Origin of the sequence: Bacillus sp. FJAT-27986 (assembly GCF_001685035.1) — a bacterium.
Lineage (GTDB): Bacteria > Bacillota > Bacilli > Bacillales > Pradoshiaceae > Pradoshia.
Map to the genome: position 1 here is coordinate 1 of NZ_MAYV01000016.1, position 22,414 is coordinate 22,414.

The following is a 22,414-nucleotide window of genomic DNA, read 5'->3' on the forward strand; positions in this document are numbered from 1 at the left end:
TTCGTTTTTTTGTTGCTGTTGTTGTTTTTGCTGTTGTAGTTGTAGTTGAGCTTGTATAAATGCAAGTAAATCCTCAATTCTTATTGAACTCATTGATATTTCCTCCTTTCTTGTTGGTATAAAATATTGTATGTAGACAAGCATTATTTGCATGGTCAAGTAGACTGAGTTAAATCCATCATTTTCGATGAAAGCTATTATAAATGCTTTTTTGCCCTTAAAAATATACTTTGTGCCTTTCGTCGACCCTATTTACCTTCAATTCATATACTTACTTTTTCAAAGAAATGTATACAGAAGTTTTTTAATCGCAATAGAAACAAAACTCTTAATTGATTGCATAAAAAAGAAAGCGAAGTATTCCTCCGCTTTCTCTAAATTCCATTCGATTCAATGACTTGCTTGTACCAATAGAAGCTATCCTTTTTGATACGGCGTAAGTCATGCGTGCCTTCTTCGTGCTGATTAACATAGACGAACCCGTAGCGTTTTTGGAAACCATTCAACCAACTTAGTAAATCTGTGAAAGACCAGACACAATAGCCAATCACTTCGGAACCATCAGAAATGGCGTCTTGAATTGCTTTCACATGAGCCTGAAGGTACTCGATCCGGTAATCATCATGGATTTGGTCATGTTCCTCTACCTTATCAAATGCACCGAGTCCATTTTCACTTATCAATATCGGCAAATCATATCGGTTTGTGATTCGGCGCAGCGCAGTTCTCAGCCCTTGCGGATCAATATTCCAATCCCAATTCGTCCGTTCAAGGTTTGGATTCTTCGTAGTTTTGTATAGTCCTGGAATTCCAGAATCCTTTGATGTCCCTTTGATCCCGGTTGTATTCATTTCACCGGCACCCACTCCGCCTTCTAAAGGATTGACTTCAAAGGTCGAGCTTTGGTAATAGTTTAAGCCCATAAAGTCTGGCTTACCTTCTCTTAATAAAACAAAGTCCTCCTCTTCCACTTCAGGAGCAAGACCTTCTTCAACCAAGTAGTTCCATGCTGCCTTCGGGTATTTTCCCCAAGTATATATATCCATCCACCAATGGCTATTCAACTCCTCTGCATTCTCAGCAGCCAAAATATCTTCCGGCTTTGAAGATGCCGGGTAAGCTGGACCATAGGCAAAGCTCGGACCAATCTGTCCATCCGGGACATATTGACGGAATGCTTTGATGACACTGGCATTGGCCAGGTTTGCGTGATGATTCACTTGGTAGAATAACTTTGTATCCTTTACACCCGGTGGATGTGAACCTTGATCATATCCATGGCGAGTAAAAATATTTTGTTCATTTAAGCTGACCCAGTACTTCACACGATCTCCAAAGCGTTTAAAACATTCCACACTATAATTCGTAAAATCCTCAATGATTCTTCTGGACTCCCATCCGCCATATTCGTCCTGAAGTGCTTGTGGTAAATCCCAATGGTACAAGGTTAAGATAGGCTCAATTTGATATTTTCGCAGCTCATTAATCAAATCATCATAAAAGGCGAGTCCCTGCTCGTTGATTTCACCTCTTCCATTTGGAAAAATACGCGGCCATGATACAGAAAAACGGTACGCCTTTAAACCCATTTCTGCCATTAAACGGACATCTTCCTTATAACGATGATAATGGTCTACTGCGACATCTCCCGTCGTCCCTTTATATGTCTTACCCGGGATACGTACAAATTGGTCCCAATTACTAACCCCTTTTCCGTCTATATCCCATGCACCTTCAATTTGATAGGCAGCAGAAGCAGCTCCCCATAAAAAGTCTGTCGGAAACGGTTTTAATGTTTTATACATATCGCTTTAGTCTCCCTTCCGTCTGAATGTTGTCTTTTCCTTTTATAACATAGTCACTTAGACATTCTCCCAATCTAGCTTTAAACCAAAATGGAGTCCTTCTGCCGCTGTAAAAAATGATACAAAGCACCAATTAGATTCGAATCATTTCCAAACTGACATTTTTCAACTTTGACCGTTAATCCATCTGTTTCATATTTCATTTCGTTTAATGTTTCATTAATCTTGTCGATAAATGCTTCGCGATTACTGATTGCACCGCCAATCAAAATCTTATCCGGATCCAGAATAAATTGTAGATTATATATGCCAACAGCAAGCCGACGCATAAACTTATCAATCTCTTCCTGTACCTCTGTGTCACCCTGTTCAGCAAGCTCAAAGATCATCTTACCGGTAAAAGTATCGGGGTCTCTCTCTTTTCGTTTAGCAACCTGCTTGATCAAGCCTCCTACGGCTGCCAACGTGCTATAGGTTTCTGCTGGTTGTGTTCCCAAATAGCCCTCCATCTTCATATATCCGAATTCTCCAGCAAACCCATTTCTCCCATGCCGAACTTTTTTATCGAGTACGACGGCACCGCCTATACCGGTGCCAATCACTATACAAAGATAATCCTGTACATCCTTTGCTGCACCAATCCAGCCCTCCGCCAAACCAGCACAATTAGCGTCATTCTCCAATTCTACCGGTAAATTTGTCCGTTCCTGAAGGAGTTCTTTTATATTAGGGCCATGGATATAAGGGAGTGCTGTGATCCCCTCTATGATCCCGGTTTCAATATTTACCGCACCAGGCATACTCACCGCCAGACCTTTTATCACATATTTATTTTTAAAATCCTTCACGATCATATCAATTGTATTTATAAATTCGGTAAGACTCTCTTTAGGAGTTGGAAGTGAGGATTTTTCAATAAAACATCCCGTTTCATCCATAAGTGCATATTTAATGGCAGAGCCACCAACATCAAGTACCGCATAGTAATTCACTATATAACCTCCAGCAACCCAATTTTTCATACAATTATCATATCCAATATATCTGTGTTTCTTATGGGTTATAAAATAGCTTCATACATCGAAAACATCAGAATTTATCAGCTTCTGTGAACCTCGAAGTCTATGAAACTTTGATTAACAGGATTCTCGGATAATTAATTCGGAATCAATAAATACCGGTTTTAATTGGGATCTATCATTAATTAAATCGTCGAGCATATAGGCGGATAATTTACCGAACTTTTCCTTATCCTGTTTCACCGTTGTTAATTTTGGAGAACTATAACGGCAGGCTGCAATATCATCACAGCCAATTAACCGGATATCATCTGGACAGCTTAAGCCTGCTTCTTTAATAGCTTGCAAAGCTCCGAGGGCCATCATATCTGATGTCGCAAAAATTGCTTCTGGCAGCGTTTTAGAGCACAGGATTTTCTTCATTGCCGCATACCCGCTTTCCTCATGAAAATCACCGTATTGAATCCAGTCCTCACAAATTTCGAGTCCAAATTGATTCAGTGCTTCCAGGAAACCTTTTTTGCGAAAGATCGAAACAGGAGAATCAAATATACCGCCAATAAAACCAATCTTTTTAATAGCATGAAGATACAGATATTCCACCACTTTTCTCGACAAGCCCAAATTATCAGTCATAATATAGCTAGCCTTTGGCCCTTTTAATTCAATATCGATTCCGATACAGGGCAGGCCGGCTAAAGCTAAAGCGTAGGTAGATTCCTCCACCTCTTCACCAGCAATAATTAAACAGCCATCCACATTAAAATGCCGGCATCTTGCTAAATAACTTCCATTATCCGACTGAAAATGTTCGTTTGAAAACATTAAAATATCGTAACCCAGTAAACCTATATTCTTTTTAAATGAAGAGATAACCTCATTAAAATAAGGATGGGTCATATCAACATTAATTCTTCCGGCATAAATTAACCCAATTAGATTTGACTTTTTCGTAGCCAATGATCTGGCAGAAAAGTTTGGCTCGTAACCACTTTGGTTAATAATATCCATCACTTTTTTTTTCGTTTTTTCACTTATTCCCTCATAATTATTGATTACTTTTGAAACTGTACCTTGAGATACATTGGCCATTTGTGCAATATCTTTAATCGTTAAATTCATGTTAATCCCTTCTAAATGCGAGTAGTTTGGTTACCCATTTTTAGGTTAATAGGAGTTTCAATAGTTAAGCATAAAATTTGGAAGGAATGTTTATTTAACTGAGCCTTCAGTAATACTCGAAATAAACAACCTGTTGAAAAATAAAAATACTAGTAATAACGGTACTGTTGCCCAAAATACACCTGACATAATCATTCCAAAATCCACATTATGTGTATTGCTTAATTGAGCCAATGCTACCTGAATCGTATAATTTTCCGGATCTCTTAACACGGTAAACTGCCATAGGAACTCACCCCATACTGCCGTAAAGACAATAATACCCAACGTTGCAAATGCAGGGAGAGTAATCGGCACGATGATACTGCGATAAATTCTAAAGTTCGAACAGCCATCTAACTTTGCTGCTTCGATAAGTTCATCAGGAACCGATTTACTAATATATTGCCTCATGAGAAAGATACCCAAAGGATTTAAAAAGAACAGCACCATTACCCCTGGTAATGTATCAAGCATGCCCGCCTTTGATATAAGGAAATATTGAGGGATTAAACCCAATTGCGGCGGAATAATCATCGTTAGCAAAATCGCGATAAATAGTACATTTTTTCCCCGGAATGTAAACTTAGCAAAGGCAAAACCGGCCAATGAACTAATGAATAGAACAACGATTGTTACAATGGCACAAATGACAAATGAGTTCCACATCGAACCGAAGAAATCAATTTGATTTAATACCTTTTTAAAATTTTCAACTAACATATTCCCCGGTGTAAGGGTGGGAGGAATCGAGTTAAAGGCCGAGCTTGGACTAGTCGCCATTACAAACATCCAATAAAACGGGAACAAGGATAATAAGGAGGAGATGCCCAATAAGGTATAAACTAATAGTTTGCTTATGGAAAATTTCCTCACTTTTTTATTTTTATTCATTTCCCACCCCTCCTTTTTCTTCCAACTCCAGAAGTTAAGTATACATTGATTGCTGCAATCACTGAGATTAATACCAGCAAAATAATAGCTGTTGCAGAAGCAGTACCAAAGGATTGCAATCTGAAAGCATCACGATACAGGTACATAACGATCGTCATAGCCTCATCTCTTGTAAAGGCGCCTGTTCCCATAAATATAGTAGGCTCGGAAAACAGCTGCAAAGCTCCAACGGTAGAAGTAAAGACAGTCAGTATAATAAATGGTTTTAACATAGGAATGGTTATGTAACGAAATTGTTGGGTTTTATTTGCCCCATCAATCGTGGCAGCTTCATACAAATCATTGGGAATACTCTGAATCCCTGCTAGGTAAATGATTGTATTATAGCCAACCCATCGCCAAAAGACCATAATGGATATCGCAATTTTCGTTCCCCATTCTGAACTTGCCCAGCTTACTGGATCAAGACCTGCTAAACTAAGAACATAATTGGCTAAGGAGGATTCATGATTACTAAACAGCACACTGAAAATCAAGGCTACCGCAACCATTGATGTAATATAAGGCATAAAAATAGTGACTCTGAAGAAGTTTTTAAATCTTAGGAAGGCTAGATTTAACAGATAAGCAAAAATGATTCCAAACACAATTTGCGGAGCCGTGCCCATAATGCCCATAACAATCGTATTATAAACAGCCTTCCAAAATAGAGGGTCTGTTAAAACAACCTTAAAATTATCCAACCCCACTGAGACCATGGGACTGAGACCGTTCCACTTTTGAAATGCTAAATAAATACTGAAAATCATAGGATATAAACCAATAATCGCAAAAATGATAAAGAAAGGAGCAATGTATAAATAAGCGGAATACATATCTTTTTTTGCCTCAGATCTAGCTCGCTTCTTTTTAACTTTGATTTCGTTCATACTAGGATTCGCTTTCACTGGATCCATTTTCACACCTCTTTTCTTATCAAAGATGGGAGCGACGTATCCATGAAAGTCACGCCGATTCCCACCTTATTAGTAATCTATTGAAATTACCGGTTTAGTAAGCCCTTGGAGCGTTTAACAGCGGCTTTCCATTCTTTTTCAGGATCCGTTCCTTTATTTTGAACGTTCTTTAAGCCATTCAATACTTCTGAATAGATTGGGAAGTATTTTTCTCCTTTATAAACAGCCCCACTGATATCCTGTGCTGCTTTTGCAAATACAGGTGCTGTTGCTTGACCGCCAAAGAAAGCATCTTCGTTTGTTTTGAAAGCATCCATTTCATATACAGCTTGTGCGGAAGGGAAAAGTCCCTTGTCTTGGAAGGATTTTAGTTGATTGTCTGGAGAAACTAACCATGAAGTAAATTTATATGCTTCTTTCGCATTTTTCGTTTCGCTTGGTATGGAGATGAATGAGCCACCCCAGTTTGCCGCAAATTCAGATGGCAATGTCGCAACTCTCCATTTACCGGAAGCTTCTTGCGCATTCCCTTCCATCCAGCCTTTTAACCATCCAGCCCCTAATTCAGCAGCAAATTCACCTTTATTTACAGCATTTGCCCACTCCGGAGACCACATTTCAAATTTACCAACAATACCCATTTCATTCAATTTCACAGCATAATCATAAGCTTCTTTAACAGCGTTACCATCCTCTTCGATCAATAACTCCCCTTTAGAATTAAGGAATGTTGTTTCTGCACCATCCAAGTAAGCTCTGAATGCCATTTCGATACTATCTATAAATACCTTGCCTGTTTTTTCCTTCACCTTCACACCAGCTTCTTCAAAAGCTTTTGGTGAATTAATCAGTGTGGCTACTTCCTCAGGATCTGTTGGAAGACCTGCAGCTTCAAATAAATCTGCACGATAGTATAAGGCTTTCGGTCCAATATCTGTTGGCAGACCAATCAGGAAATCCCCACTATCATTCTCCCCTGTTTTCCATTTCCAATCTAAGTACTGATCCTGAATATCTTTTGCACCAAGATCATATAAGTTTTCAAAGCGATCCTGCGCTCCTTTAAAACGGTCCAGTTGGTCAATTTCCAACATCGTGATATCAGGTGCTCCACTTCCAGCAGATAAAGCAGTAAATAAAGCATCATGATGATCTGCTGTTTCAGCTGCTCTTACTTTAATCGTGACGTTTGGATTTTCCTTCTCATATTCCTTCGCAAGATCCTCATAATTCGTAGCTCCGAAAGTCCAGAAATCCAGAGTAACTTTTTCCCCACTTTTACCACCGTTTGAAGAAGTCTTTTCATCATCCTTACATGCTGCCAACGACAGCGCCAGGACCGTTGATAATCCGATTGCAGCCAATTTTTTTAAGCTTTTCAATTGTAAAACCCCCTATAATAATTTGGTCAGACCATCATCCATGGATGATGCATAAAGGTAAATTTTGATTCTGTGCTACCCAGCCCCCTTTACCATATTAATCTTTAAAAAAATGATAATAGCACCACCGTTTAGAAACCGGTTTCCAAAAAGATTAAAATCATGTCATTATCAGAGAACAGAAACCGCTTTCATTAGTGATTATAAATCGATTTTTCTGAAAAATCAACCATTTATTGGGAATATCGCCCAATATTTTGGAAATCGCTTTCGTAATTAATTCTATTAAATAACTTACCAAAGACCCTTTAGGGAGTGGTCTTAACATTTCTCTATATAGGTACCTGTTCTTCCCATTCTGGGTATTCATAAACTGAAACACAATCACCCTTACATCTAATTGTATGCCTCAAAAATAACATAGATGTAAACAGGTTATTTCACAAAAAAAAAAAAAAACGACTTACCGCACGGGCAAGCCATTAAAGAATTAATATCTAGATGACAGTCTTATCATTAAAATTTTTATGCTATCAGATTAGATACTTTTTAATACGGTTACCAATCAATTAACTAAATGGGATTTGATCACCTTTAGAAATTACAATTTAGAAGTTATACCCATTCTAAAGAACTAGGACCCTAACCATCCTAACTGAGAGAATCAACTTATTAGATAAATTATTGTTTTTGAAATTGATTGTTTACGATCTTTGATATCGATTTGTTTTTGGCTAATGCTAAAATTCCTGCCGATAAAAACATTAAGGACCCTAACAGATCCATTACTAGATAGGAGGTAACCCCTATTAAGATAAACCAGATAGGCTTTTTAACTTCTAGTTGATTGTCCTTTAATAATTTTGCCATAACAAAATTTACAATCCCTAATATAACAAATAGCATTCCGAAGCTAACCGAGAACATATATAAACTACCAAAAATAGATTGTGCCGCTTCAAGTTTTGCTAGAGTATTATAATCAGAATTTAATCCTTCATTTTTTATATATGAAGCATAAACAAAAATAGTAAGGAGACCTGAAACGATCTGCCATATAGAACCGACCATGACTAATCTTCTCTCTAGCTTTCGATTCACCATTAAACCTCCTTCTATTATCCTTTAACTCCAGATGACAAGGACATTGATTCCATAAAGTATTTTTGTGTAAATAAATAAAGGATAAATGTTGGAATAATGGCAACAAGTGCTCCCGTTAGAGCATGCGCCACATCGAGTTGATACATCCCTTGTAGTAATTGTAATCCCGGGGTGATTGGCATCATTTCAACATCATTAAACACAATGGATGGCCATAAAAAGTCATTCCAGGAGGCAGTAAATGTAAATAACGCTACAACTGTTAATACCGGTTTTATTAGTGGTAAAATCAGCTTAAAAAATATTTGGAAATCGGAAGCTCCATCTACTCTCGCAGATTCATCAAAATCAATAGGAATTCCTTGCATAAACTGTCTTACAAGGAAGATATTAAATACTCCTGCTGCCCCCGGTACAATCGCAGCTAAATAATTATTTACCCAACCTAGTGTGTCCATAATTTTATAAAGCGGAATAAGGTTTACAACAGCTGGAAACATCATCGTTGCCATTAAAAAGATAAAAATGGTATCTCTTCCCTTGAATTTCATTCTTGAGTATCCATATGCAGCTAATGAAACAATTACAAGTACTAATACTGTTTGTGATAGCGATATTATCATTGAGTTCATAAACCATTTTGCAACTGGTGCACTCGTGTTATTAAAAAGTACATCCTGGTAATTACCAATAACCCAATTAATCGGTAGGATTGTAAAAGCATTTGTTTGAATATCTGCCTCACTTTTGAAAGACGTAATGAATGTGTACAAGACAGGGACAATCCATATAAAAGCCATTATCAGTAAAAAGATTAAACCAACAATTTTTGAAATACCTTTTTTACCCAAAACAAGGACCTCCTAATCACGTTGTCTTAAAAAGAAGAATTGAATGGCAGAAACAACCATAATACATAAACCGAGAATTACAGCCATTGCCGCTCCGATACCAGCAATAGAAATTCCAGAACCAAATGCATTTTCTTGTATGTACATTAATAATACGGAAGTTGAGCTAGTTGGCCCACCTTTCGTTAACATAAGTGGTTGTCCATATACATTAAATTGTGCGATTGTTGTAATAACAACTGTATATAATATTTGAGATCTTATACTTGGTAGAGTGATTCTAAAAAAGCTTTGAAACTTATTTGCTCCATCTATTGAGGCTGCCTCATATAAATCTTTTGAAATACCGTTTAAAGCAGCCTGATAAATAATCATATTTGCACCGATTGTCCACCAGACCGTTACAGTAACTAATGCAATCCAGGCATATGGCTGGGTCGCTAACCAGTTTGTTTCAACATTTAGAAAATGATTAACTGGGCCAAAAGAAACACTGAAAAGCATTGAAAAAATAATCATTACGGCAGAAACAGAAAACAAAGTCGGCATGTAAAACAATGCCTGAAAAAATTTCATCCCCTTTGGTTTTGTGTTAAGACCTGCAGCTAAAAGCAAAGGAACAATAATACAAGCAGGAACTGTAAAAAGCACAAACTTGAATGTGTTTCCTAATCCAGTACGTAGTTGATCGTAAAATGTTGAATCTTGATTAAATAATATTTCTTGATAATTAGCAAATCCAACAAATTCCGGCTTTCCGATTAGATCCCAGCTCGTAAATGAAATATAAATACCATATAAAGTGGGAATAAGAAAAAATATCGCAAATATTATTAGATGTGGCCCAATGTATAGAAACGGAGAAAAATTAAAATGTTTTTGTTTCGAATGTTTTTCTATACCTGCTGACATTTTTAATTCTTTATTCACTCCAGGATTGTTCATATATTTAACCCCTATTCTTTAGATATCGAATAGAGAGAGAAATCCTTATATATGGATAAGGATTTCTCTCTAATTGTGAAAGATCGATTTTTATTGTCAATTAATTCCATTATTATTATTTTTTATTAGTTGAAATTTTATCCTCAACTGCTTTTTGAGCATTTTTCAACCCTTTATCGATATCTAATTTCCCATAAATCGCATCGCCAACCAATTTATCGACTTCTTCGACTACAAAACCATTGTACTTATAATCAAAGATTTTAAGAGATTGCTGCATTTCTTGGTTCTCAATTAAGAAAGCCTGAGGCAATTCTTTATATTCAGGATTTTCTAAGGTTTCTAAAGCTGCAGGATTTTGTCCTGCTTTAGCCCATGGAAGTGAATTTTCTCTCACAAAATCTAGGAAATCAACTATCCCCTTTGCCTTTTCGTCTGAACGTTCTTTGCTGTTAAACATGACGAATTGGTGAGAAGACGTCCAGTTTACAATTTTATCAGATGAAAGCTGAGGGAAGTTTGTTAAACCCCAGTTTAATTTCTTAGCATCTTTTATACTATTTTGCATCCAGATACCTTCTGGATAAAAAATAGCTTTACCAGATTTGAATAACTGGCCTGGATCTTCTCCATCCTTGTTAGCAATTTTATCGTCTACAAGACTTTTTAATAATTGTAATGCTTCTTTAGCTTCTGGAGTATCAATAGTAGGAGCTTCACCATCACTAGTTATGTCTCCCCCGAATTGATTGTAAATGGATAAAAAGATCGGACGTGTCCAAGTGATTCCAATGCCAGTAATTTTGTCTTTTTTAGACAATTCTCCTGCTTTTTTCACTTCATCAAAAGTTATAACATTATCATCAAGTGCATTAGGTGCATATTTTTCCAGCAAATCTTTATTATAATACATTACAAAACTATGCACATCTAATGGCACACTATATCTACTATTATTAAGGTTACCAATGTCCCAACCTGCTGTTACATAGTTTTCTGCTTTAATTTCAGGATGATCAGTCAATACATCATCAAACTTTGTTAACATATCATTATCTACAAATTGTTTAATTCTCTCAGCATGAACTACGGTTAAATCAGGAATACCTTTTCCAGAGTTTACTACCGTTGGAATCTTGGTATACATATCATTTTCTACCATTGATACATTCTTAATTTTGAACTTAGGGTTTGTCTTATTATAATCATTCACAATTTGCTTCATATTCTCACCATCTGGCCCTGTGAATGGATTCCAAAAGACAATTTCATTTTTAGATGAACCTTCTGAACCTGAACTAGATGAACTACAACCTGTCAATGCCGTCATAACTAGAAAAAGAATAGACAATGTTAATAGCGATATTTTTCTCATTAGTTTCCCCCCCTAATTTTTTCAGAAGATAAAACATGCTCCTAATACTTAAAAGCGAATCAATACCTCCCATCAATTAAATAATGTTTAATGAATAGTTAGTACACATTTTAAATTTCACTATTTTTATCCCTTTAACTGACTTCCTATAAGTTTTCATCAAGGGCGTTGTACATACAGTTATCAATTTGAGTCTTATTTATTGTTTATTGTCTTGATTTTGTTTAAATCTACTTTTGGTTCCCGATTTTCCTTTAGTAAACCGTTCACCTCTTGTTGCACATCGGTAATTTGCGTATAGCAAAAACCACTAATATATGGAGTGTTTTTAATAGCTTGAGTAATAGATTCATAACGATGTAGTAATTCTTCTTCACTATTCACTTGCTTACCATAGCCCCAGCCTTTTTCAGAATCAAAGGCAATACCACCATATTCACTAATAATGATTGGCTGCCCCTTATATTCATATCCTTTTGCCATTGCAAACTTAGAATTATTAAATGCTATCTTGTTATTCACAACTTTTTCTTTGTCTTTATATCGTCCAATAAATTCCTCACCATATTCCACATAATCATGAAGAGTCAGAATATCTGAAACTGTATGCTCCCAACCATCATTTACAATAACAGGTCTCATGCTATCAATCGCTTTTGTAAGATGATAGATACCTTCTGTAAAATTTTGCTGTTTTGCATCTGTAAAAACATTCTTTATACCCCATGATTCATTAAACGGAGTCCAAGTAATAATGGACGGGTGATTATAGTGCTGCTTAACAACTTCAATCCATTCATCTGTAAAATTCTGAATTGCCCCATCAGAAAACTCATAGGTTGCAGCCATTTCAGACCAGACTAGCAGTCCTTTTTTATCAGCCCAGTATAGGAATCGCTGATCTTCGACTTTCATATGCTTTCTAACTCCGTTAAAGCCCATTTCTAATGTTCGGTCAATATCTTCAATGATTGCTTCATCTGAAGGTGGTGTTAAATATGACTCTTCCCAATAACCTTGATCTAATATAAGTTTTTGATAAATTGGTGTATTATTTAACAATACATTCCCATTCTCTATAGACACTTTTCTCATCCCAAAATATGATTTTACATAATCTATTACTTTCTCGTTCTCAAGCAATGTAAATTCAACATCATATAAATTAGGAGATTGTGGACTCCAATGCATTATTCTCCATTTATGAGACTCACAAGCAATATTCATGGTAGTCATAAAATGTGGTCGATATACGCTTTCTTCAAAACGCTTTATTAGCTGACCTTCAAAATAAATGGATGTTCTTAATACTAAGGACTGATCAAGGTCACCTGAAACTTCAAACCCGAATTCAACTGATTCTGTATCTATATCAGGAGTTATTTTGACTGACTGGAGATGCGCTTCATTTAAAAACTCAAGCCATACCGTTTGCCAAATTCCAGTTGTTTGGACATACCAACAATCAAAATTATTATCTAACCACCTTTGTTTTCCTCTTGGTTGAAAGCAGCTTTGACTGTCTTCATTTTTAACCACAATGTTTAATTCATTTTCCTCACTTAAATAATCAGAAACATTAAATGAAAATGCAATTTGTCCACCCTTATTTTCACCAACAAATATTTCATTAACCCATAGCTTTGTTACATAATCTGCTGCTTGGAAATGAAGGATTATGTTTTTATTTTCATATTCTTTAGGTATTATGATTGTTTTTTGATACCAAACATTCGGACAAAATTTTTCCTCTCCAATACCACTGGCTTTTGTTTCATATGTAAAAGGGACGATTATTTTTTTATCAAACTTTGATTCTTTGTACCATTCTTCCTTTTCTCCGATATTCTCTCTATCAAATTTGAAATTCCATTCTCCATTTAAATTCATCCAATCCGCTCTTTCAAACTGAGGACGCGGATATTCAGTTCTTGGTATGTATATTTCTGTCATTTGAATAACTCCTTTATATTTTATCTAAATATTTCAAAAAATGTAAGTGCTTACATTTATATTTTAAATTAAGCTCAATAACATTAATATACTAAATTTAGTATAAAATATACTTTTCTTAAGATAAGTAGACTAAAGCAGAAAAGAACCAACCTACGTCTATAAAGATTACATAGTTTGCTTTCTATTAATTAAACAACATATCATTATTAATCAACCAATACTTGTTTATTTTAATAGAGTATCTAACAGTGCTACATTTTCACATGAATTAAATTGCACAGGAACATAAATCCTTTTTGGATTGTAAGTACCCTTAACTTGTTCTAAAAGAAGGTCAACTGCTTTTTTACTACATTTATCAATATCTTGCTTTATAAATGGAACTCCAGCTATACCAGATGGATCAAAGGTCAACAATACAATTTCTCGACCTAATTCCTTCTTCAAAGAACAGATTGCTAAATGAGTATAAAGAGCTAATTCTGCATTCATTGTAAAAACAGCTGAAATTTCTGGCTTACTTAATAAAAAAATCTTAATTAAGTTTGGGGTTATGTTCGGTTGAATATCATTGAATCCTAATAAAAGCCATTGGTTCTTATCAATTTTAATCCCTTTAATTAGAAAAGCGTTTTCAAATCCCTTTGATCTCTCATTAGTTACAGTATTGGTAATGAACGGAGATATGAGCCCAATATTCTTGTGCCCTTCATTTAATAAGTAGGAAATAGCTTCGAACGTACCGACTTCATTTTCGGAGGTTACACTATAAGTTAAAATATTTTCCATATATCTATCAATTAATACAAAAGGATATTTATCCAATGACAGTTTAAGGACAGCCTCATTATATGTTTCTTTTTCTGTAGGAAAGATAATCATCCCGCTTACTTCCATCTCTCTAAACATTTCAATAGCATCCGCTTCAACATATTGGGACTCTCTTGTAATTTTTATAATAAGTTTATAACCATTTTCTGTAACATACCTCTCAATAAAATTAACAAACTCTTGTTCAATCTTCGTTTTCATATTTGGTAGAATAAGTGCGATTAATCCCTTTTGTTTATTCAGTTGATTAATAGAAGAGGTTAAATAACTTTCACAAACAAACGTACCTTTTCCTTTGATTCTTTCTACTATTCCTTCTTCAGCAAGTCCAACAAGCGCATTTTTAGTTGTAATCTGGCTAACATGATATTCTTTCGTCAACTCTTTTTCAGAGGAAACACGATCACCTACCCGGAGCTTACCTGTTTGTATTTGAGCTTTAATTTTATTTTTTATTTGTTGATACAGAGGCTCATTTTTAATCGTAACTCACCCTTTATTCTTTATATACTGATATACTAAGCATACTAACCATTAGTATATTTTACCACCTTTTAGTGGATTATATTAATTCATATATAAAAGATAATCTCAATAGTACATTTGTTTACAGTGTATAAATTAAAAATACAAAAAGAAACAAACTGCGAATAATATCAACAAATATCAATAAGCATAATAAATAAGGATTCTATTATAATTAAGTCTATAAAAGTTCATAAATATATTTTTATCTGCATCTTGATTTTCATAATAAAAACACATTTACCAATGGTATGGTTTACACAATTAAACTTAAACTCTCCTTAAATCCATATCCACTAACTCCAATTTTCAATAAAAATAATAGATTGAAATATCTAATCTATCCTCTCAAATAAAAGTGGTAAAAAACTTCATCGTCCCCTTCCTTTATTTCACAACACCATAATAATAGGTCAATAGAGTCAATTTATGTTAAAATTACACTTTACAGATAGGAGGATTTTTAATGGCGAAAAAGAAAGTATTGGCTGTTGTGACGAGCCATGAATATATGAAAAATAAAAAAGACAAAACGGGTTTATGGTTAAGCGAACTTGTACATTTTTATGATTGTTTAAAATTGGCAGGATATGAGGTTGATATAGTTTCCACAAAAGGAGGAAAAGTACCACTTGATCCGAAAAGCCTTCTCCCTGTCTTGCTGGATAACAGGACAAAGGAATACTATCTGGATCCGTATTTTATTAGTAGATTGGATAAAACCACTTCTATCGATGAAATAACATCTGACGAGTATGGCTGCATCTATTTTGCCGGCGGACATGGAACGATGTGGGACTTCCCTAACCAGTCCAGCATTCAAAAGTTAACCGCTGAAATATATGAAAAAGGCGGTGTCGTTTCGGCTGTTTGCCACGGACCTGCTGCTTTATTAAATGTTGTATTATCAGATGGGACTCATCTCTTGGAAGGAAAAACAGTAACCGGTTATACAAATATGGAAGAAACGATCATGTTTGCATCACATAAAATACCATTCAAGCTTCAAAATGAGTTAACCGCTAAAGCTGGAAAATTCACAAAATCAACCGTTCCTTTCACATCACATGTGGTGGAAAATGAGCGAGTGATTACAGGACAAAATCCACAAAGCGCGCGAGCAGTTGGTGAGAAAACGTTACATTTCTTACAAAATCAAAAAAGATATTAAAAAATGTCGATTCAAACTCCAAACCTTTGTTGGAGTATTGAATCGACATTTTTTTAATTTACATAGGTAATACATACAAAAAGATAGATAAAAAGTGCAGAATAGAAGCAACCAAGACCATCAGATGCCAAATCGCATGGTGATATGGAAACCCTCTCCATACATAAAAGATGCTTCCTACCGTGTATAATAATCCGCCATACACAAGCATCATTAATCCAGTTGGAGGAACTGCCATTTTTAACGGCTCCCATGCTACAACAATTAACCAGCCCATGATGATATAGATTATTGTAGAGAGAATGACAAATTTCCTTAGGAAAATGGCTTTAAAAACAATTCCGGCTATTGCCAACGTCCAGATAATCGCCAATAATGCATATCCTGTTTTCCCTCCAATTGCAATGATTGCATACGGTGTATACGTTCCTGCAATAAATAAATAGATGGAGGTATGATCAAAGAATTCCATAATCACTTTGACTTTGCCCTCAGGAAATGCATGAGTCAGAGTCGAGAATGTAAAAAGCATCAACATCGATATTCCATAGACCAAAACAACTGATAGCCTATCGCCAGCTCCATTCGTTATAGAAAAAACAATCATTAAGATTAGGGCCGCAAAGGATAAAGCTGCTCCTATCCCATGCGTAATCGCATTGACGACTTCTTCTTTCTTGGTGTAAGTATAGACTCGATTCATCAAGAGACTCCTTTCCATGTTTTTATTTGTCTATTCCCGTTTTTTTGCTAAATTAATACCTTTCTACCTATTTTTTAAGATTTAATTGTTTTAAAAGATATGGCCAGACCTCCATAATATCTGTTGCTAGCATTGCGCTAGGTTCACGTTCAATCGCCCAATATTCTGACGATTTCCCATGAAGATAAACCGCATTCGACACGGCTGTTGTATAGTGTGAGAAAGGTTCAGATAGACACAGTAATCCTAAAATAATTCCAAGCAATGTGTCTCCAGAACCGCCTTTTGAAAGACCGCGATTTCCCGTTTGATTGATATAGCCAGTTCCATCTGGAAAAGCGATAACCGTATTTACTCCTTTTAAAATAACTGTTACCTCATGTTCAATAGCAAAATCACGAGCAACCGAAATGCGGTTTTCATTGATCCACCTAGAAGATAATCCTGTAATTCGAGCCATCTCTCCGGGATGAGGTGTCAAAATGACCGGTGCCGGACGCCCTTTTGGATACTCTCTTTTTTGCAGGGCAGCGGCATCTAAAATAAGAGGCAAATCAGGTTGATTCAATAAAAATTGAACTTTATCCTCCAATTGTTCATCCAAATCCAAACCAGGACCGATTGCTGCTGCTTTCATACTGGATAGCTGTTTATTTTCTTTTAATTGTTGAAGCGTGTGATACCAATAGGTTGCTTCAGGAAGTCTCTGACAAACAATTTGTGCTACACTTTTATCGGTTGCGATTGTCAGTTTGCCAATTCCGGAACGCATAGCACCAAGACCAGACAGAAGTGCACAACCTGGCATTTCCTCACTGCCAGCAATTAATAATCCGGTTCCAAATGATCCTTTGTGCGGATTATTTGGTAAAGCAGGCCATGTTTGTTTAACATCTTCCTCTGTCCATACTCTCCAGCCTGATTGCTGTACCAATCCAATATCCAACGATTTGACTGTCCCATAGTATTCAGCCGAAGGCACTAAAAAAGCTGAAGGCTTAACCCCATGTAAGCATAATGTGTAATCTGCTTTAAAGGCAGTCACTACATTACCTCTATCAGCTTCAACACCTGAAGGAATATCAATCGCAATTTTCAGAGCCAATGATTGGTTCCAGTAGGCAAGCACTCGATCCGCATGACTGGAAAACGGCGGTTTAAACCCAATTCCAAAGAGCCCATCTACCAGAACATCATATTCATTTTCAATCGTTTGGGTGTATGGGTATCCACAAGTAGTAAAATAAGAAAAATGCTGTTGCGCAACTTCAGACTTTGGCAATCCAAACGGCAAAATAAGCGTCGCCTTATAACCGTGATTCAGCAATAATCTCGCAAGGACAATCGCATCGCCTCCATTATTTCCTTGCCCAGCGATGATTCCAACTTCATCTTCCCTCTGAATTAAACTGGATACTTCTCTGAACAAAGCCTGTCCAGAGTTTTCCATTAAAGTAAAGATGGATAGCCCATCCGCGTCAGCTTTACTGTCGACTTCTCTGATATCATTCGCAAAATAAATATTCATCATCGACCACCTCTCTTCTTATATTTTTAGTATACAACAATAGGAATAGGACATTTAAACGATATAGTAAGGTAAGGGATCTGATATCTATTGATCAGATATAGGTTTAGGAGAGAGGTAGCATAGATGGTCCATAGCCAGGGGATTCCTCCTTTCTCCCACCTTTCCCATACCTTTACGCCACCTTTGACCGGGGATAGGTGTGATATAGGTGGGGTAAAGCTCCGGTATAAGTTTTCGATTTAAAATAAAATAGTCAGCTCCACAATCGGAACTGACATTTGTTTAACCATCAACTTCCAGTAAATAACGTATCTCCTTTTTCCAGTTCCCCTGTATGAAGTTGATAACACTTATACTTATTTCCTGCCTGTTCTTTTATCCAACTTGCTGCATTCGTTCTTGATGATCATAAGTATCAATTTACTTGGAAAAATTAATCAAATTATCACCGAGGTTCAGAATGACGCTATGATTCTTTTCGATTGCTTTCCTTCTTGATTCTGTATTCACTTCATCTGTCAGTAAAATAAGATGTCCTTGATCCGTTTGCGGTAATCCAGCCCTCTTCAGATTCTTTTCAGTAGCCTCATATAAATGTTTTTTCCTGTTTGACACATAAAAGATTTGGATTCCTTTCATATCCGCATATTGAAGGAACTCTGATGCACCAGGCAGAGGTTTGGCATTTGCTTGGTAGACCCATGCATCCCATTCTTTATCATTAAAGGAGCTTTTCTTTTGAGCCAACTTAGCTAAAAAAGGGCGGTTATTCAATACGGTTTCATCTAAATCTAAAATAATGGCTTTATCCTCATCCGTCTTTTGTTGCAGAGCTCGATCGAGTCTATGTTTAGCCACTTTATAACCTTTACTAAATGACGCATCAGTCGTAGATTGTTGGTACCTAAGGACGTGCATTATATTTTCTTCTTGTTGATTCTTATACGGACTAGCTTCTATCCAGTTCATAGGTAAGCTTATCCAAACACTAAATACAGTAATAAGTATACTTCCTTTTCTGATGCCATTCTTTTTCATTCCAATCACCTCTCGAACAGTTTTTCCAAAGACTTTTCATTTCATGAAAAATTTATATTGGAATAGCGAATCTGCTTAAATAAAGTAGGTATTGGATACGAAAAAAAGACCTCATTTGAGATCTTTACTGATTGATTTAGAATTTTCTTTTTCTTATTAAAATACTACTAAACATCCTCAAAGAAACCGCAAAACAGAACATTTTATCAGTCGGAATTTGCAGAATAAACATATTTTCCAGAAATTTTTTAATCTTTAATCAGGGTCTTTATTATGAGGAGCCGAATTGTAAAACTATTTATCTCCATTGGTATACATATCTTAGAATTCATAAGAACTAATATTCATAAATATAGGGGTGATATTCTTGTTTAAAAAACCATTTATTTTGTTGATGATCGGTATCATTCTTGTTCTATTTATAGATACGGGTGCAAAGAATTTCTCAGATCTTTTGCTTAATAAATAAACAGAAACATAAAAAAAGCGGGGAATGCGATACCGCCCCTTAAAAGTTAGTTTTACTCTAACTTTTAGGGTATGACAACTTCCCCGCTCTCTTTATTAATATTGATTAGTAGTCTTATGTCGTTCAACTAATTTTTTTAATGATTGAATCTGACCTAGATGCATCGCTTCATGGCTCAGTAAAAAGTGAAACAATTCGCTTTTTGTTTTAATACCAAACTTTGCAAGAGGACCTGTTACCTCTTCTCTCCAGAATTCCTCCGGTAAATCTTTAATTCTCTTTTCCTGAGATTGATAATTGGACTTGATATCATTCAAAGAAGGTGCACTTCTTTGCCAATATTTTGGCGAAGTTCCGCTTCTGAAAAATTCTCCATATAACTCTGAAAGCGGTGAACCGCTGCCAGGATAATCAAACAAGAAGGATTCCGCACTTACCAGTACATGCCCTAATTGCCAGCGAATCGTATTATTAAAACCTTCTGGTTGAAGATCAGCCTCCGCTTCAGATAAATCCTCTAAAATTTCCTGTAGCTTACTTCTGGTCAACTCAAATTGTTTTTGCATACCAGTCGTTTCCATATAATCCCCTCCACTAATTCTTTTTGCCCTTCACAAGATATGGGTTGCTATCCTTTATACCCTATCTTTCCTGAAAAAAAACAGAAGTGAAACGGCTTATTGGACTGATAACATACAAATTGTTAGCTGGTTGTTTGTTTTGCCTTATTTCTAATCAATTCTTTAACAAAGGACTCCAATTCCTTATGGCCCTTTTGATGCAGTAAACTTACAACCTTACTCCCTACAATAATTCCATCACAATAGTCATACAATTGATTGGCCGTCTTTGCATTGGATATTCCAAATCCCGCATAGATTGGACAATCCGTATTCTGCTTAAGTTGTAGGATTTGTTCTTTAAAGGCTTCATCATTCAACTGTGCCTGTTCTCCTGTTGTCCCATTTACCGTTACTGCATAAATAAAACCTTCCGCTCCATCACAAAGCTTTGCCATTCGAGTTGGATTTGCCGTTAAAGGTATGAGTCTAATTAACACAATCCCTTCATTACTGAGCTCTTTCTTAAACATCTGCTCTTCCTCCAGGGGAACATCTGGAATGATACAGGCACTAATGGAGGCTTCTCTGCACTTGGCAGCAAATTTTGAAATCCCAAGGCGTAAAACAGGATTTGCATACGTCATCATTATTAACGGAATTTCAATAATTTCCTCAGTATTCTTTAATTCATTTAATATATCCTCCAAAGTAATATCCTGTTCCAGGGCACGTAAACCTGCTTCCTGAATGCTAGGTCCGTCAGCTACTGGGTCAGAAAATGGAATTCCAATTTCTATGGCGGAAGCCTCTAATCTTTCAAAGTACTTTATAGTCGGAACAAGCTGATCAAGCCCTCCATCACCGCCCATAATATAGGGGATAAACCCTTTTTTTTCACTCTTTTTAGCCTCTGAAAAACAATCTACTAGCTTATTAGGCATGCTCCGCACCTCCAACTACATTCATGACGGTATCCATATCTTTATCTCCTCTCCCAGATAAACAAATCACAATAGACTGATCTTTCCCCATATTAGGTGCCCTTTTGACTGCTTCCGCTATCGCATGCGAGCTTTCGAGCGCAGGTATAATTCCTTCCTTTCTTGTTAACAGCTTAAATGCCTCTAATGCCTCATCATCTCGAATAGATATATATTCAACTCTTCCCTCGTCCTTCAGAAAGCAGTGCTCCGGTCCGACTCCCGGATAATCTAGTCCAGCCGATATAGAATGAGCTTCCTCTATCTGTCCAGCTTTATCCTGCAGGAGATACATGAGTGCGCCATGCAGAATCCCCTTTTCTCCTTTTGAAAGGGATGCTGCATGCTCATTTGTATCTAACCCATGGCCAGCCGCTTCCACGCCTACTAAAGTAACCTGTTCATCCTCTAAAAATTCGTAAAACATCCCCATCGCGTTACTGCCACCGCCGATACAGGCAATAATTTCATCTGGCAATCGATTGTGTAAAGCTAAGAATTGCTCCCTGGTTTCCCGACCTATTACACTCTGGAAATCTCGTACAATTTGCGGGAAAGGATGGGGTCCCATCACAGATCCCAATAAATAATGTGTATCCTCAATATGACCGACCCAGTAACGTAAAGCTTCATTTACGGCATCCTTCAGTGAACAGCTTCCTTGTTGTACAGGCACTACCTTTGCACCCAACAATTCCATTTTCAATACATTCGGTTTTTGCCTCTTCACATCTTTTTCACCCATAAAGATTACTGCTTCCAAACCAAGCAAGGCACAGGCTGAAGCAGTCGCGACTCCATGCTGGCCGGCACCTGTTTCCGCAACAATTCTTGTTTTGCCCATTACTTTGGCAAGCAGGGCCTGACCAAGTGTATTATTAATTTTGTGAGCCCCGGTATGATTTAAATCCTCCCTTTTAAGGTAAATCCGCGCACCACCTAAATGTTCGGTCAAATTTTCCGCATAGTATAACGGAGTCTCTCTTCCTACATAATCCTTCAAAAGTAATTGATATTCAGTAATAAATGACTCTTCCTGCGCAATCGTTTTATAGGCTTCCTCCAATTCGAACAAAGCCGGCATTAATGTTTCCGGTACAAATCTTCCTCCATATTCCCCATATCGGCCAGTTTTATCTGGATATTCTTTTATTT

At 36.4% G+C, this 22,414-nt stretch carries 19 protein-coding genes; 1 reads left to right on the forward strand and 18 read right to left on the reverse strand.

Annotated features, from left to right (window positions below):
* Positions 1–374: 374 nt before the first annotated feature.
* The 12 genes from A8L44_RS12970 to A8L44_RS13025 form a co-directional block, all read right to left on the reverse strand.
* Positions 375–1,805, reverse strand: a complete 1,431-nt coding sequence (locus tag A8L44_RS12970; RefSeq protein WP_066106940.1) for a glycoside hydrolase family 1 protein — start codon at positions 1,803–1,805, stop codon at positions 375–377.
* An 80-nt stretch (positions 1,806–1,885) separates the two neighbouring features.
* Positions 1,886–2,797: an ROK family protein gene (locus A8L44_RS12975; protein ID WP_077248133.1), complete on the reverse strand. Its 912-nt coding sequence runs from the start codon at positions 2,795–2,797 to the stop codon at positions 1,886–1,888.
* A 144-nt stretch (positions 2,798–2,941) separates the two neighbouring features.
* Positions 2,942–3,946: a LacI family DNA-binding transcriptional regulator gene (locus tag A8L44_RS12980; RefSeq protein ID WP_066106946.1), complete on the reverse strand. Its 1,005-nt coding sequence runs from the start codon at positions 3,944–3,946 to the stop codon at positions 2,942–2,944.
* 90 nt (positions 3,947–4,036) lie between these two features.
* Complete coding sequence (locus A8L44_RS12985) at positions 4,037–4,879, reverse strand: carbohydrate ABC transporter permease (protein ID WP_066106949.1); 843 nt, start codon at positions 4,877–4,879, stop codon at positions 4,037–4,039.
* The gene (locus A8L44_RS12990; protein WP_066106952.1) at positions 4,876–5,835 is read right to left on the reverse strand and encodes a carbohydrate ABC transporter permease; all 960 of its coding nucleotides are present in this window, start codon (positions 5,833–5,835) and stop codon (positions 4,876–4,878) included. The genes A8L44_RS12985 and A8L44_RS12990 overlap by 4 nt, the downstream gene beginning before the upstream one ends.
* Positions 5,836–5,921: 86 nt before the next feature.
* On the reverse strand, positions 5,922–7,217 hold the full coding sequence (locus tag A8L44_RS12995; RefSeq protein ID WP_066106955.1) for an ABC transporter substrate-binding protein: 1,296 nt from the start codon (positions 7,215–7,217) through the stop codon (positions 5,922–5,924).
* A 681-nt stretch (positions 7,218–7,898) separates the two neighbouring features.
* The gene (locus A8L44_RS13000) at positions 7,899–8,318 is read right to left on the reverse strand and encodes a hypothetical protein (protein ID WP_066106959.1); all 420 of its coding nucleotides are present in this window, start codon (positions 8,316–8,318) and stop codon (positions 7,899–7,901) included.
* A 17-nt stretch (positions 8,319–8,335) separates the two neighbouring features.
* On the reverse strand, positions 8,336–9,172 hold the full coding sequence (locus tag A8L44_RS13005; RefSeq protein WP_066106962.1) for a carbohydrate ABC transporter permease: 837 nt from the start codon (positions 9,170–9,172) through the stop codon (positions 8,336–8,338).
* A gap of 12 nt (positions 9,173–9,184) precedes the next feature.
* On the reverse strand, positions 9,185–10,117 hold the full coding sequence (locus tag A8L44_RS13010) for a carbohydrate ABC transporter permease (protein ID WP_077248134.1): 933 nt from the start codon (positions 10,115–10,117) through the stop codon (positions 9,185–9,187).
* Between the two features lie 115 nt (positions 10,118–10,232).
* Positions 10,233–11,492, reverse strand: coding sequence for an extracellular solute-binding protein (locus A8L44_RS13015; protein ID WP_066106965.1), 1,260 nt, complete (start codon positions 11,490–11,492; stop codon positions 10,233–10,235).
* A gap of 195 nt (positions 11,493–11,687) precedes the next feature.
* Positions 11,688–13,445 (reverse strand): glycoside hydrolase family 2 protein, encoded by a 1,758-nt coding sequence (locus tag A8L44_RS13020; protein WP_066106968.1) that lies wholly within the window; start codon positions 13,443–13,445, stop codon positions 11,688–11,690.
* A 228-nt stretch (positions 13,446–13,673) separates the two neighbouring features.
* Positions 13,674–14,762 (reverse strand): GntR family transcriptional regulator, encoded by a 1,089-nt coding sequence (locus tag A8L44_RS13025; RefSeq protein WP_066106971.1) that lies wholly within the window; start codon positions 14,760–14,762, stop codon positions 13,674–13,676.
* 508 nt (positions 14,763–15,270) lie between these two features.
* On the opposite strand from A8L44_RS13025, the gene A8L44_RS13030 reads away from it, so the two are divergent.
* Positions 15,271–15,975, forward strand: a complete 705-nt coding sequence (locus tag A8L44_RS13030; RefSeq protein WP_066106974.1) for a type 1 glutamine amidotransferase domain-containing protein — start codon at positions 15,271–15,273, stop codon at positions 15,973–15,975.
* Positions 15,976–16,033: 58 nt separating this feature from the next.
* On the opposite strand, the gene trhA is transcribed toward A8L44_RS13030, so the two are convergent.
* The 6 genes from trhA to trpB all read right to left on the reverse strand — a co-directional run bounded on the left by trhA (position 16,034) and on the right by trpB (position 22,412).
* Entirely contained in the window at positions 16,034–16,678 is a 645-nt protein-coding gene (gene trhA, locus A8L44_RS13035) for a PAQR family membrane homeostasis protein TrhA (protein WP_066106977.1), read from the reverse strand.
* A gap of 67 nt (positions 16,679–16,745) precedes the next feature.
* Positions 16,746–18,206: a bifunctional ADP-dependent NAD(P)H-hydrate dehydratase/NAD(P)H-hydrate epimerase gene (locus A8L44_RS13040; RefSeq protein WP_066106980.1), complete on the reverse strand. Its 1,461-nt coding sequence runs from the start codon at positions 18,204–18,206 to the stop codon at positions 16,746–16,748.
* 423 nt (positions 18,207–18,629) lie between these two features.
* Complete coding sequence (locus tag A8L44_RS13045) at positions 18,630–19,247, reverse strand: 5'-nucleotidase, lipoprotein e(P4) family (protein ID WP_066106983.1); 618 nt, start codon at positions 19,245–19,247, stop codon at positions 18,630–18,632.
* 564 nt (positions 19,248–19,811) lie between these two features.
* A complete protein-coding gene (locus A8L44_RS13050; RefSeq protein ID WP_066106986.1) occupies positions 19,812–20,297 on the reverse strand; it encodes a DinB family protein in 486 nt (161 codons plus the stop codon).
* A gap of 122 nt (positions 20,298–20,419) precedes the next feature.
* Complete coding sequence (gene trpA / locus A8L44_RS13055; protein WP_066106989.1) at positions 20,420–21,220, reverse strand: tryptophan synthase subunit alpha; 801 nt, start codon at positions 21,218–21,220, stop codon at positions 20,420–20,422.
* Entirely contained in the window at positions 21,213–22,412 is a 1,200-nt protein-coding gene (trpB, locus tag A8L44_RS13060; protein ID WP_066107807.1) for a tryptophan synthase subunit beta, read from the reverse strand. The genes trpA and trpB overlap by 8 nt, the downstream gene beginning before the upstream one ends.
* Positions 22,413–22,414 lie beyond the last annotated feature (2 nt).

What these genes read in the sequence shown, in the direction of transcription:
- A8L44_RS12970 (WP_066106940.1), bottom strand. Translation starts at nt 1,805, where the DNA reads ATGTATAAAACATTAAAACCGTTTCCGACAGACTTTTTATGGGGAGCT.
- A8L44_RS12980 (WP_066106946.1), bottom strand. Translation starts at nt 3,946, where the DNA reads ATGAATTTAACGATTAAAGATATTGCACAAATGGCCAATGTATCTCAA.
- A8L44_RS12985 (WP_066106949.1), bottom strand. Translation starts at nt 4,879, where the DNA reads ATGAATAAAAATAAAAAAGTGAGGAAATTTTCCATAAGCAAACTATTA.
- A8L44_RS12990 (WP_066106952.1), bottom strand. Translation starts at nt 5,835, where the DNA reads ATGGATCCAGTGAAAGCGAATCCTAGTATGAACGAAATCAAAGTTAAA.
- A8L44_RS13010 (WP_077248134.1), bottom strand. Translation starts at nt 10,117, where the DNA reads ATGAACAATCCTGGAGTGAATAAAGAATTAAAAATGTCAGCAGGTATA.
- A8L44_RS13015 (WP_066106965.1), bottom strand. Translation starts at nt 11,492, where the DNA reads ATGAGAAAAATATCGCTATTAACATTGTCTATTCTTTTTCTAGTTATG.
- A8L44_RS13020 (WP_066106968.1), bottom strand. Translation starts at nt 13,445, where the DNA reads ATGACAGAAATATACATACCAAGAACTGAATATCCGCGTCCTCAGTTT.
- A8L44_RS13030 (WP_066106974.1), top strand. Translation starts at nt 15,271, where the DNA reads ATGGCGAAAAAGAAAGTATTGGCTGTTGTGACGAGCCATGAATATATG.
- trhA (WP_066106977.1), bottom strand. Translation starts at nt 16,678, where the DNA reads ATGAATCGAGTCTATACTTACACCAAGAAAGAAGAAGTCGTCAATGCG.
- A8L44_RS13040 (WP_066106980.1), bottom strand. Translation starts at nt 18,206, where the DNA reads ATGAATATTTATTTTGCGAATGATATCAGAGAAGTCGACAGTAAAGCT.
- A8L44_RS13045 (WP_066106983.1), bottom strand. Translation starts at nt 19,247, where the DNA reads ATGAAAAAGAATGGCATCAGAAAAGGAAGTATACTTATTACTGTATTT.
- A8L44_RS13050 (WP_066106986.1), bottom strand. Translation starts at nt 20,297, where the DNA reads ATGGAAACGACTGGTATGCAAAAACAATTTGAGTTGACCAGAAGTAAG.
- trpA (WP_066106989.1), bottom strand. Translation starts at nt 21,220, where the DNA reads ATGCCTAATAAGCTAGTAGATTGTTTTTCAGAGGCTAAAAAGAGTGAA.